The organism is Roseateles toxinivorans, from assembly GCF_004362525.1.
GTDB lineage: Bacteria > Pseudomonadota > Gammaproteobacteria > Burkholderiales > Burkholderiaceae_C > Paucibacter > Paucibacter toxinivorans.
On the sequence record NZ_SNXS01000007.1, the window covers coordinates 1 to 12,327 of the forward strand.

General features: G+C 67.9%; 12 protein-coding genes. All 12 read right to left on the reverse strand.

The window, feature by feature from the left end:
- Nucleotides 1-95: 95 nt before the first annotated feature.
- The 12 genes from DES47_RS21880 to trpD all read right to left on the reverse strand — a co-directional run bounded on the left by DES47_RS21880 (nt 96) and on the right by trpD (nt 12,323).
- Complete coding sequence (locus tag DES47_RS21880) at nt 96-806, reverse strand: DUF6445 family protein (RefSeq protein WP_208115083.1); 711 nt, start codon at nt 804-806, stop codon at nt 96-98.
- Between the two features lie 58 nt (nt 807-864).
- Nucleotides 865-1,932 (reverse strand): acyltransferase family protein, encoded by a 1,068-nt coding sequence (locus DES47_RS21885; RefSeq protein ID WP_133702902.1) that lies wholly within the window; start codon nt 1,930-1,932, stop codon nt 865-867.
- An 11-nt stretch (nt 1,933-1,943) separates the two neighbouring features.
- Nucleotides 1,944-2,870, reverse strand: a complete 927-nt coding sequence (locus DES47_RS21890; RefSeq protein WP_133702903.1) for a glycoside hydrolase family 16 protein — start codon at nt 2,868-2,870, stop codon at nt 1,944-1,946.
- A 6-nt stretch (nt 2,871-2,876) separates the two neighbouring features.
- Entirely contained in the window at nt 2,877-4,190 is a 1,314-nt protein-coding gene (locus DES47_RS21895) for an MFS transporter (protein WP_133702904.1), read from the reverse strand.
- A gap of 37 nt (nt 4,191-4,227) precedes the next feature.
- Nucleotides 4,228-5,742, reverse strand: coding sequence for a beta-N-acetylhexosaminidase (gene nagZ / locus DES47_RS21900; protein ID WP_243748423.1), 1,515 nt, complete (start codon nt 5,740-5,742; stop codon nt 4,228-4,230).
- Between the two features lie 104 nt (nt 5,743-5,846).
- Nucleotides 5,847-6,857, reverse strand: a complete 1,011-nt coding sequence (locus DES47_RS21905; RefSeq protein WP_133703057.1) for an SIS domain-containing protein — start codon at nt 6,855-6,857, stop codon at nt 5,847-5,849.
- Nucleotides 6,858-6,873: 16 nt separating this feature from the next.
- Entirely contained in the window at nt 6,874-7,998 is a 1,125-nt protein-coding gene (gene nagA / locus DES47_RS21910; RefSeq protein ID WP_133702905.1) for an N-acetylglucosamine-6-phosphate deacetylase, read from the reverse strand.
- Nucleotides 7,995-8,732 carry a GntR family transcriptional regulator gene (locus tag DES47_RS21915; protein WP_133702906.1) on the reverse strand — a complete coding sequence of 246 codons (738 nt, stop codon included), beginning with the start codon at nt 8,730-8,732 and terminating at the stop codon, nt 7,995-7,997. The genes nagA and DES47_RS21915 overlap by 4 nt, the downstream gene beginning before the upstream one ends.
- 11 nt (nt 8,733-8,743) lie before the next feature.
- Nucleotides 8,744-9,661 carry a glucosamine kinase nucleotide-binding domain-containing protein gene (locus tag DES47_RS21920; RefSeq protein WP_133702907.1) on the reverse strand — a complete coding sequence of 306 codons (918 nt, stop codon included), beginning with the start codon at nt 9,659-9,661 and terminating at the stop codon, nt 8,744-8,746.
- Between the two features lie 96 nt (nt 9,662-9,757).
- Nucleotides 9,758-10,501, reverse strand: a complete 744-nt coding sequence (locus DES47_RS21925; protein ID WP_133702908.1) for a uracil-DNA glycosylase — start codon at nt 10,499-10,501, stop codon at nt 9,758-9,760.
- Nucleotides 10,501-11,289, reverse strand: a complete 789-nt coding sequence (gene trpC, locus DES47_RS21930) for an indole-3-glycerol phosphate synthase TrpC (protein ID WP_133702909.1) — start codon at nt 11,287-11,289, stop codon at nt 10,501-10,503. Before trpC ends, DES47_RS21925 begins: the two co-directional genes overlap by 1 nt.
- Nucleotides 11,286-12,323, reverse strand: a complete 1,038-nt coding sequence (gene trpD / locus DES47_RS21935; protein WP_133702910.1) for an anthranilate phosphoribosyltransferase — start codon at nt 12,321-12,323, stop codon at nt 11,286-11,288. The genes trpC and trpD overlap by 4 nt, the downstream gene beginning before the upstream one ends.
- Nucleotides 12,324-12,327: the final 4 nt, after the last annotated feature.

Genomic DNA, 12,327 nt, shown 5'->3' on the forward strand with positions numbered 1-12,327 from the left:
CCCCAGTCCAAGACTTGCTTGCTTCATGACCTGAATCGTCGCAGCCATTCAAGCTTCGCGGTAGCTGATTTGCCCGGGGGTTGTGCAGACCCTCCCTAGAAGAAGTCGTAGAAGGTGTTGACCGTCAGGCGCCCCTGGCGAGGATCGCTGCTGATGCTCAGCCCGGGGTTGATGCAGGCGGTGTGCAACAGGCTGCCGGAGTAGACCACCAGCCGGTTGAAGCGGGCCGGGATCATGCCCAGGAAGCTGAAGTGTTCGTCCGAGTCATCGAAGTAGCGCGGCGGCGGCGGCACGCGCTCGATCTCACCGCAATAGGCATCCGAGTAGCGGTCCAGCGTCTCAGGCGTGATCTGCTGCAGGCCGGTGGCCCTGTGGCGATAGAAGCCGGTGCCGCCATGCTCGGGGCCGCACAGATAGAGCAGCACGGCCATGTGATGGGGTGTGCTGGAATCGAAGTGCGGTGTGCGCTGCAGAGGCCCCAGATGGTCGGGCGGCACGGTGGTCAGCGAGAAGGAGCAGGCGCTCTTGTGAACCCCCAGGTGCTCGGGCACCTGGAAATTCAGCCTGATCAGCGGATCCAGCAGCCCGTTGAGCTCAGATGAGTACTCCGCCGGCGCTGTCGCACGCACACCGGGATAGCCTTTTCGCTCCTCGAAGCCGGGCGTCGGCTCGAAGGTGCTCTGGCAGGCGGCGTCGAGCAGGGCCTCGGGATGCTCCAGGAAGTCGTCGATGAAGACCAGTTGGTGGTCGCCGACCATCACCGACTGGATGTCGGGCGGCATTCGGATCGAATAGGGGTCGGTCATGTAGCAGCACCCATGGAAGGCAAAGGCAGAGGCGCCGGCCGATATTAGCCGCGAAGGCTCAGACCTTGATGTACACGCCGCGTCGGTCGAGCAGGCGGACTGTTCCCCCCCAAACCGCGACGAAGGCCAGCGCAAAAGCCAGCGAGGCCTGCTCAGGGCCCCAGCCCTGCTGGATGCCGCCAAAGGCCCAGGCGTACAGCGGAGTCATCAGGCCCAGGCCCTCCAGCAGCACGGTGCACATCCAGGCGCCTGCATAGGCGGCGATGGCGTTGACGCCGAAGCTGCGGCCCAGCGCCGGCCAGCCGCGCTTGTCGATGAGGTGATGGGCCAGGGCCAGGGTCAGGCAGGCCCAGCCGCCGGTCCAGAGCACGAAGCTGCTGGTCCACAGCTGCTTGTTGAACGGCAGCCAGGGGGTCAGCGCATAGCCCAGCACCAGCCCGGCAATGCCCAGCAGGCTCAACTGCATCAGCCGACCGCGCCGCAGCATCTCGCCGGCACGCAGGCCCAGCAGGCAGGTGCACAGCGCGCCCAGGGTCGAGACAATGCCCTCGGGGTCGAAGGCCGACTGGCCATTCCATTCGTAGGCGAAGCGGCCGAGCACAGCCGAATCCACCCGCGCGGCCAGGCTGCCGGCCTTGTCCAGCGTGCCGCCGCCCAGCAGCAGCGCGCCATGCATGCCCAGCAGCGCCAAAAGCAAAAGCCACTGCGTGCGAGCGCGGCAGTACAGCAGCACCCCGCCCGTCAGCGCGAAGCACAGGCCTATGCGCTGCAGCACGCCGAGCAGACGGAACTCCGGCTTGTTCATCAGCCACCAGGCGAGCAGGTGCAGCACCAGGCCGAGCACGAAGATGCGCAGCGCCCGCTCCAGCACGCCGCGCGCCAGCGGTGCAGGCGGCAAGCCGGCCTCGACCCGCGGGCCCAGGCTCAGCGCCAGCGAGACGCCAACGATGAACAGGAAGAAGGGGAAGATCAGATCGGTCGGCGTGCAGCCATGCCAGGACGCATGCTCCAGCGGCGCATAGACATGGCTCCAGTCGCCCGGGTTGTTGACCAGCAGCATCGCGGCCACGGCCAGGCCGCGCAGCGCATCGACCGAGGCCAGGCGCGGACTTGCGGCTTTGCTCATCGTGATAGCGCTCAGAAGTCGCAGCGGCTGTCCAGCGCGGGCTGGGCCGGTGGCACCTGGTCCAGCCGCGCAGTGCCGGCCCGGCGCAGCGTGCTCACCTGGGCCAGCACCTGGTCCGACGTCAAGACAACATTGCGGGCATGCAGCACCCAATCCACATCCTGCTGATAGACGCGAGGCTCGGCGCTCTGCGGCAGCAGGCCGCCCGGCGAGAACCAGAGGTTGAAGTTGATCGACATCGGCACAACAGGGTAGTTGCGACCGCCGTGCTGGACCAGCTGGCGCCCGTCGAGGAACCAGCGCGTGCGGCCCTCGGCCACCTGCATCATCAGCACATGCCAGCCCTGTTGCCCATCAGCCGCGCCGAGCTGCACGAACTCCTCATGCGCCTGGTTGTGCGATTGCCAGGGATCCAGCCTCACCGTCTGCCAGCTGATGCCATACAGCCGCGTCTTCTCGCTGGCCCAGCCGCCATTGGCCAGGTACTCCCAGTCGAGTTCGCTGAACTGGGGGTCGAAGTCAAACCGCAGCGGGCTGACGGCATAGAAGGTCTGGATGATGGGGTCGCCGTCGACACCCGATACCGGCGTGTCGGTGAAGCGTATGCGCGCGGCATACGTGCCTTCCAGATACTTGCGCTGGTGGCACAGCTGGGCCTGGCGCGTGCCCGGACCGGTGCCATCGGTGCTGGCCTGCAGGCGCAACAGGCGGTTGCCCTGTGGCCGGCCATCGTCCACCACGGAGATGGCTGACTCTGCCCAGGCCGCCCCGGGGATTCCCGGATGGCCGGCCTTGCTGCGCAGGGTCCAGCCCTGTGCGGTCAGCGCCGCCGTGTCGACGTAGCTGAAGTCATCGAAAAAGAGCTCGGCGGCCTGGGCCGATGCGTTCATCAGGCCCAGGCACAGCAGCGCGGGCAGGAGCAGGTGGCGGCCGGACATGGACACTCAGGCCTGCTGGACGGCGTTGCCGTCGGCCGCGGCGGCCGCCTCGCCATGCTTGCCGCCCGGGATCTTGACGAAGAACATCAGTATCAGCGCCGGCGCTCCGCAGACAATGGTCCAGAGGAAGAACTGCTGGTAGCCCATGGCCAGCTGGATGTCGCCACTGATGGTCTTGGAGAGGATGAAGCCCAGCTGCATCACGCCCGAGCCGAGCGCATAGTGGGCGGTCTGGAACTTGCCCGGCGCCACCGCCTGCATGATGTACAGAATCATGCCGACGAAGCCGAAACCGTAGCCGAACATCTCGACGCCGACGGCCAGGCCGATATGGAACATATCGGTCGGCAGACCGATGCTCAGGTAGTAGAAGACGACGTTGGGCACGGCCATCATCAGGATCAGGATGGGCATGGCCCGCTTCAGGCTCAGCCAGGAGGTGAAGTAGCCGCCCAGGATGCTGCCGACCAGGAAGGCGCCGGTGCCCACCGTGCCGTAGATGCCGCCGACCTGCTCGGTGGTCAGGCCCAGGCCGCCCTTGTCACGGGCCTCGATCAGGAACAGCGGGCCTATGGTCTGCACCTGGCCCTCCGCGAAGCGGAACAGCACGATGAACAGGATGGCCATCCAGATGCCGGGCTTCTTCAGAAAGTCGGTCACCACCTCGACCAGGGTCTTGGTCACGCTGGCGGCGGTCAGATCGGCATGGTCGGTGTTCAGGGTGCCCGGCAGGGCCCAGGCGTTGTAGCTGGCCAGCAGCGCCAGCAGCACGGCCAGCAGCACGAAGATCGTCGACCAGGCGTTGAACACACCGATCTGTTTCTCCAGATAGCCGGCCAGCACCAGCAGCCCGCCCAGGGTCAGGAACTTCGAGGCATTGAAGAAGGCGCCGTTCCAGCCGGCATAGGCGGCCTGCTGCTTGGCGTCCAGCGAGGCCATGTACAGGCCGTCGCAGGCGATGTCGTGGGTGGCCGAGGCATAGGCCAGCAAAAAGAGCACGGCAATGCTGGCGCCGAACCAGATTGGGAGCTGCAAGGCCACCGCCATCAGCCCCAGTCCAACAGCCCCGGTGAACTGCATCGCCACGACGATCAGCTTCTTGCTGCGCGCCATCTCCAGGAACGGACTCCACAGCGGCTTGATCGCCCAGGCCAGGCCCAAGAGCCCAGTCCAGCGTGCGATCTGGTCATTGGGCACGCCCATGTTCTTGAACATCAGGCCGGCGATCAGCATGACGACGAAGAACTGCATGCCCTGCACAAAGTACAGGCTCGAGATCCAGCTAATGGGGGAGCGCTTGGGGCTGGCAGGGCTTTGCATGGCGAAGATCCCGGGTGATGAATGAGGTGAGGAAGGATCAGGCGGCGGCCAATGCCACCGGCGAGGTGGCCGTCGCGGCGGCTTCGCCGTGCAGCCAGGCCTTCAGCGCGGCCAGCGCGCCATCGGCATAGCCCCAAGTGACGACGGCGCGTGCCGTCACGTCCAGCGCCTGGAAGGGGTTCCACAGCACCAGATGCAGATCGGGCCGCCAGGCGGCCGCGGCGGCGGGGTAGCGCGCGCGGTGGTTGGAGGCGAGGATGGTGAAGCGGCCGTCCTGCGGCACCTGAGCCCAGTCCAGCTGATCGATATCGTCCAGCGCCAGCAGTTCGACATCGGCAAAGCCCTCGAACAACGAGGCCACCTGCTCGCCCGAAGGGCCGGCCTCGGATACGCCGTCGCCGGGCACGCTGGCCTGCGTGTAGACGCGCAGGCGCTGGGCCAGGGCGGGCGCCTTGGCCTCGCCCAGAGCCGTCAGGCCGCTGGCCCAGGCGCGGCGCATCAGCTGGTCATCGCGGTCGCGCGACTCGGCAGCATAGTCGTCATGGCGCACTGGGTAGGCGGCGGCCAGTGCATCGAGCCGGGCGCGGGCGCGCAGGCCCTGCTCGGCGCTCAGCGTGCCGTTGGCAAAGGCGGCGGTCAGCGCCTGCACCGAGGCGGTCTGCTCCTCCAGCGAGCCCTGGGCCAGCACCATATCGACACCGGCCTGCAGGGCCATCACCGCGGCGCGGTCGTAGCCATAGCGCTCGAAGATGGCCTTCATCATCAGCGCGTCGGTGATGACCACGCCGTCATAGCCCCACTCGTCGCGCAGGATGCCGCCCAGCACCTTCTTCGACAGCGTGGCCGGATGCTCGGGGTCGATCTGCGGATAGACGATATGGGCCGTCATCACCGCCGGCGCCTGACTTTGTAGCGCCTTGAAGGGCAGCAGCTCCAGCGCATCGAGCTCGGCGCGCGATTTGTCGACGGTGGGCAGGGCCAGATGCGAATCGACGTGGGTGTCGCCATGGCCGGGGAAGTGCTTGACGCAGCAACCCACGCCTTCACGCAGCGAGCCTCGCATCCAGGCGCCGGCCAGGCGGGCCACGGCGGCCGGGTCCTGCGAGAAGCTGCGCTCGGCAATGACCGGATTGGCCGGGTTGTTGTTGACGTCCAGCACCGGCGCGAAATTCCAGTTGATGCCTATGCTGCGCAGCCCGCGCGCCACGGCCGCGCCAACGGCCTCGGCCAGCGCCTCGTCATCGGCCGCGCCCAGCGCCATCGCCGACGGTGCCTGCGGCAGGAAGGTGGCGCGGGCCACCGAGCCGCCCTCCTGATCGAGGCCGATCAGCGCCTGCGGGCCCAGCACCTCGCGCAGGTCTTGGGTCAGCTTGCGCACCTCGGCCTCGGTGCCCAGGTTCTTGCGGAACAGGCATACGCCACGGATCTGGTGGCGACGCAGGAACTCCGCCTGGGCGGCGCTGAGGCTGGTGCCCTCCATGTCCACCATCACCAGGGGGCCGGCCAATGCCGCGGGGCTGAGAAGCTGTGAGGTCGTGGTGCTGGCGTTCATGTGCAAACCCGGGGCAGGTGGGGACGGGCCGGTCGCGCGCTTGCGGCGGGCCGGCAAAAAAACAAACCCGGCGGCGACCGAAGCCGGCCGCCGTCGTCGATCAATCAATGCGTCTTCGTGACCTTGGCCAGATGGCGCGGCTGGTCGGGGTTCAGACCCCGGGCTCGGGCCAGCGCCTCGACCATCGGATAAAAGCTCTGCACCGCGGCGATCGGATCGAGGTCCTCGTTGCCGGTGGTGGCCAAAGGAAGCTCGGCGCCGGGCGTGCCCTCGGGCGCGGCCAGCAGCACACGGGCGCCACGGCCGCGCATGTCCTCGGCCAGCGCGATCAGGCTGGCCTGGGTCGGGCCGCGCGGCGCGAACACCAGCATCGGATAGCCCTCCTCTACCAGCGCCATCGGGCCATGCTTGACCTCGGCGCCGGAGAAGGCCTCGGCCTGGATGCCGCAGGTCTCCTTGAACTTCAGCGCCGCCTCCTGGGCGATCGGCAGGCTGGTGCCGCGGCCGATGACGAACAGGCGGTCGGCGTCCTTCAACACATCGACGGCGACGCACCAGTCCTGGTGCGCAGCGCGTTCCAGCGCCTCGGGCAGCTGCTGCAGCGCGGCCAGCAAATCATCGTCGCCTGACCAGGCGGCAACGACGCGCGCGCCGGCCACCAGCTGAGCGATATAGCTCTTGGTCGCGGCCACGCTGGTCTCGGCCCCCGCATGCAGCGGAAAGACGAATTGCGAGGCCTGGGCCAGCGGCGAGGCCGGGTCATTGACGAAGGCCACGGTGCGGGCGCCGCCGGCACGGAAGAACTTCGTCGGCGCCACCAGGTCGGGGCTCTGGCCCGATTGCGAGAAGGCCAGCGAGACAATGCCCTCGCAGACCAGCTGCGATTGGTACAAGGTGACGACCGACATCGGCAGCGAGGTGACCAGCCGGCCCAGCCGCGCCATGATCAGATAGGCCATGTAGTGAGCGGCGTGGTCCGAGCTGCCGCGGGCCACGGTCAGCAGCGCGGCGGGCGGCTGCTCGCGCAGCGAACGGCCCAGGGCGGCATAGGCATCCGCGTCATTGGCCAGCATGCGGGCCACGGCCTGCGGCGCGAACAGCGCTTCTTGCAGCATGCGCGAGGCGCCGGTTTCAAGCGAGGTCAATCTCTTCTCCTTCAACGACCACGCGTTGCAGCTGCAAGTCACGGTCCATCACCACAAAATCGGCCTGCGTGCCCGGGGCCAGATGGCCGCGGTCGTCCAGGCCCAAATACTCGGCCGCGTAGGTCGATACGCGGCGCGAAGCGTCTTCAATCTCGAGGCCCAGGCCGACGAGGTTGCGCAGCGCCTGGTCCATCGTCAGCGTGCTGCCGGCCAGCGTGCCGTCGGCCAGGCGCACACCGCCCATGCACTTGGTGACGCGGTGGCGGCCCAGGCTGTATTCGCCATCGGGCATGCCGGCGGCGGCGGTCGAATCGGTGACGCAGAACAGGCAGGGAATGGCGCGCAGGGCCACGCGGATCGCGCCCGGATGGGCATGCAGCAGATCGGGGATGATTTCGGAGTACTTGGCGTGCGCCAGCGCGGCGCCGACCATGCCGGGCTCGCGGTGGTGCATGCCCGTCATCGCATTGAACAGATGGGTGAAGCCGCCGGCGCCCTCGGCCAGTGCGGCCACGCCGTCTTCGTAGGTGCCCAGCGTGTGGCCGATCTGCACCTGAAAGCCGGCCGCGCGCAGCGGGGCGATCAGCTCCAGATTGCCTGGCAGTTCGGGCGCCAGGGTGATCAGCCGGATCGGCGCAAGCGCATGCAGGGCCATCAGCTCGTCGAGATGGGCGGGCTTGGCGAAATTGGGCTGGGCGCCCAGCTTGCCGGAGTTGATGTAGGGGCCTTCGAGGTGCACGCCCAGCAGACGTGCCGCACCGGGGGCTCGGGTGCGGCAGACGGCGCCGACCCCGCGCATCGCGGCCTCGATCTCGCTCATAGGCGCGGTCATCGTGGTGGCCAGCATCGCCGTCGTGCCGTGCTTGACGTGCGAGCGGGCCACGCTTTGCGCCGACTCGCCGCCCTCCATGATGTCGTGGCCGCCACCGCCGTGCACATGCAGGTCGATGAAGCCGGGCAGGACGATGGCCAGTGCCTCCAGGCGCACACGGGATTCGCTGACCGAATCGCCCTCGATGCGCAGCACGCGGCCGGCTTCATGCTCCAGATAGCCGTGCACAAAGCCCAGAGGGGTCAGGATATGCCCCTCAACTCGTCCCAGAACACTCATCCCTCGCGCCTCATTTCCGCCACAAAGTCGTAGTAGTCGCTGCGGCAGTAGGAATGGGTCAGCTCGACGGCCTGACCCGATTCCAGATAGCCCACGCGGGTGATGAACAGCACCGCCTGACCCAGCGGCACACCCAGCAGATCGGCCAGCTTGGCCTCGGCATTGATGGCGCGGATGTGCTGCAGCGCGCGCACCGGCGCCCGGCCGTTGCGCGACAGGTAGGCATATAGCGAGGCGTCCACCGCCTCGGGGTCGGCCAGCACGCTTTCGGGCAGCACCGAGACCTCGTAGGCCATCACCACCTTGTCGGCCAGGCGCAGACGCTCCAGCCGCGCCACGCGCTCGCCGGTGGTCAGGCCCAGGCTCAGTTGCTCATCGGGCGCGGCAATGCTGAAGCCGCGGGTCAGCCAACGCGAGCTGGGCTTGAAGCCGCGCTGGTCCAGCTCTTCCGAGAAGCTGGTCAGGCGCGAAAGCGGCTGCTCCAGCTTCGGGGCGATGTAATTGCCCGAACCACGGCGGCGCACGATCAGGCCCTGCTCGACCAGGCGGTCTATGGCCTTGCGCGCGGTCACGCGCGACAGGCCCAGCGACTCGGACAGCACGCGCTCGGAGGGCAGGGCCTCGTCGGCGCTGTAGATGTTGTCGCGTATCGCCTGCGCCAGCTTCTGGGCCAGCTGCATATAAAGCGGCGAGGCGGCGCGTTCGTCGGGCTTGAAGGTAAAGGGCTGTTTCATCACGCTTTTCGTCACAGGGTTCGGCTGAGCGCTTGCTCGATCAGGCGCAGCGCCCCATCGGCGGAATCGCCGACCGGTTGGACGCAGCGCGCCTGGATGATGCCTGAGAAGCGTGAGGCCAATCGAAGACCAATGCTGCCGCTGATTGCCAGCGGCAGGACCCCGTCCGGGTCCATCGCATGCACCACCGATTCGAGCTCATGCACGGCCCGTGCCAGCAGTTGCGTGGCCACCGGATCGCTGGCCTCGGCCTCGAACACCAGGGGCGCGAGCCGGGCAAACTCATGCTGGCCGGCATTCGCACACCAGGCGAGCAGGTCTTCGCGGCCGGGGCCGGTCAGCGCCCAGACGGCCCGGGCCAGCGCGCCGGCGGGCTGGCGGCCGTCCTGGGCATGTTGGGCGACACGCATCGCCTCCACGCCCAGCCAGGCGCCGCTGCCCTCGTCGCCCACACCAAAGCCGAAGCCGCTGACGAACAGATGGCGGCCATCAAAATGCCAGGCCTCGCCGATGCTGCCGGTGCCCGCGGCCAGCAGGGCGCCGGGTCGGCCATCATGGGCGCCCAGCAGGGCGGTGTAGGCATCGGTATCGACGGCGACCAGGCCATAGGCCGGCGCGGCGTCCAGAAAGGCCTTGGCACGGCTGCCCAGATGGGCGCCCGCCAGACCCAGGCCCAGCGCACAGACCTGCAACGGCGCCGGCTCCAGGCCGCCATCGGCGAAGGCTGCGACAATCGCCTGCCCGATATGGGTCCAGGCCTGCTCGATGCCCTGGGCCAGGCCGGAGGGCCCGGCAGCGCCGAAGCCCAGCACCTTGCCGTCGCGCGTGGCCAGCCGGGCGCGGGTGCCGGTGCCACCGCCATCGATGCCGATCAGGTAACTGACGGCGTTCGGCGAGAACGTGGCTGAGGTTTGGATTCGGGTGCTCATCTAATACCAGTGTAGTACCAAAAAAACCAAATGGTCAATTGGTATCTCACTGGATAGGCTGATATCCACCTCCCGGAGGACCGGCCTTGCAAGCGCTTACAAGGACCAGGCTAGCGTGCCGCCCTGCGCCGTCACGAACGCCGCGGCCTGCGAGAAGTGGCCGCAGCCGACAAAGGGGACCGGCCCTCGCGTGGCCGACAGTGGCGACGGGTGATTGCATTGCAGCACAAGGTGCGCCCGGCCGCTGGCCGCGATCAACCCTAGTTTGCTCTGCGCATGGGCGCCCCACAGCATGAAGACCTTGGGCGTGGCGTGCTCAGCGGCAGCCGCGATCAGCCCGTCGGTCAGGGCCTCCCAGCCTCGCTTGGCGTGGCTGGCGGCCTGGCCATCCTCCACCGTCAGGCAGGTGTTCAGCAGCAGCACGCCGCGCTGGGCCCAGGCCAGCAGATGACCGCTGGCCGGCAGGGGCTGGCCCAGGTCGCGCTGCAGCTCCTTGAAGATATTGCGCAGGCTGGGCGGCAGCTTCAGGCCGGCGGGCACCGAGAAGGCCAGGCCCTCGGCCTGGCCGGGGCCGTGATAAGGATCCTGGCCGAGGATGACGACGCGTGTCTCGGCCTGCGGCGTCAGGCGCAGCGCACGCAAAGGGTCGGTGGGATAGATCACCGCATCCTGGGCCTGTCGCGCAGCGACATGACTCAGCAGCCCCTGCCCGGCCGCACTGTCGCGCCAGGCGTCGACCACCGGCTGCCAGCCGGCATCCAGCCCGCCCAACAGCGAGGACAGCGGCGCGCTCAGGCGGTTCGGCGCGTCCAACCCCAGGTCGGCCTGCTGCACGCCCATCAGGCGAACAGCTCGGCCAGTGCAGCACCGGGCTCGGGCGCACGCATAAAGGCCTCGCCGACCAGGAAGGCATTCACCGCGGCGGCGCGCATGCGCTCGACATCGGCACGGCCCAGGATGCCGGACTCGGTGACCAGCAGGCGGTCGGCCGGCACATGCTTGAGCAGGCCCAGGGTCGTATCCAAGGTCACCTCGAAGGTGCGCAGATTGCGGTTGTTGATGCCCACCAGGGGCGTCTTCAGGCGCAGCGCGCGGTCCAGCTCGGGACCGTCATGCACCTCGACCAGCACCGCCATGCCCAGCTCCAGGGCCTGGGCCTCCAGCTCGGCCATCTGGCCATCGTCCAGACAGGCGGCGATCAGCAGGATGCAGTCGGCGCCCATCGCCCGCGCCTCATAGACCTGGTAGGCATCGACCATGAAGTCCTTGCGCAGCACCGGCAGCGTGCAGGCGGCGCGGGCCTGCTCCAGAAAGGCCTGCGAGCCCTGGAAGAACTGCGCATCGGTCAGCACGCTCAAGCAGGCGGCGCCATGCTGGGCATAGCTCCTGGCGATCTCGGCCGGACGGAAGTCGGCGCGCAGCACGCCTTTGCTGGGGCTGGCCTTCTTCACCTCGGCGATCACGCCGGCCTGGCCGGCCTTGATGCGCTGGCGCAGGCTGGCGACGAAATCGCGCTGGCCGCCCAAGGCCTCGGCATCACGGCGCAAGGAGGCGAGATCGCGCTTGCGGCGCGCCGCCGAGATCTCCTCGCGTTTGACCTCGATGATCTTGTTCAGGATATCGCTCACGCCGCGCTCCCCAACTCCTGCGTGGCGCGCACGAACTGATCGAGCTTCTCTCGTGCCGCGCCGCTGGCGATCGCCTCGCGGGCAATGCTGATGCCCTCGGCGATCGAATCGGCGAGATTGGCCGCGTACAGCGTCGCGCCCGCGTTCAGGGTGACGATCTCGCGCGCCGGACCCTCGGCATTGTTCAGCGCGTCAATCAGCATCACGCGCGACTGCTCGGGTCCGTCCACCTTCAGGCTGCGGTTGGAGACCATGCGCAGACCGAAGTCCTCGGGGTGGATCTCGTACTCGCGCACATGACCGTCCTTCAATTCGCCGACCATGGTCGCGGCGCCCAGCGACACCTCGTCCATGCCGTCCTTGCCATAGACCACGACCGCGTGCTCGGCGCCCAGGCGCTGCATCACGCGCACCTGGATACCGACCAGATCGGGGTGGAACACACCCATCAGAATGTTGTTGGCGCCGGCCGGATTGGTCAGCGGGCCCAGGATGTTGAAGATCGTGCGCACGCCCAATTCGCGGCGCACCGGGGCAATGTTCTTCATCGCCGGATGGTGATTCGGCGCAAACATGAAGCCGATGCCGGTACGCTCAATGCACTCAGCCACCTGCGCGGGCTTGAGCATGATGTTGACACCCAGCGCTTCCAGCACATCGGCGCTGCCGGTCTTGCTGGAGACGCTGCGGTTGCCATGCTTGGCCACCTTGGCCCCGGCAGCGGCGGCCACGAACATGGAGCAGGTCGAAATATTGAAGGTATGGGCGCCGTCACCCCCAGTGCCGACCACGTCGACCAGATGCGGTGAAGGCGGCACCGGCACCTTGTTCGACAGCTCGCGCATCACCTGGGCGGCGGCGGTGATCTCGCCAATGGTTTCCTTCTTCACGCGCAGGCCGGTCAGAAAGGCGGCCGACATCACCGGCGTCATCTCGCCATTCATGATGGCGCGCATCAGCGACAGCATCTCGTCGTGGAAGATCTCGCGGTGGTCGATGACGCGGGTCAGTGCTTCGGTGTGGGAGATGGGCATGGCG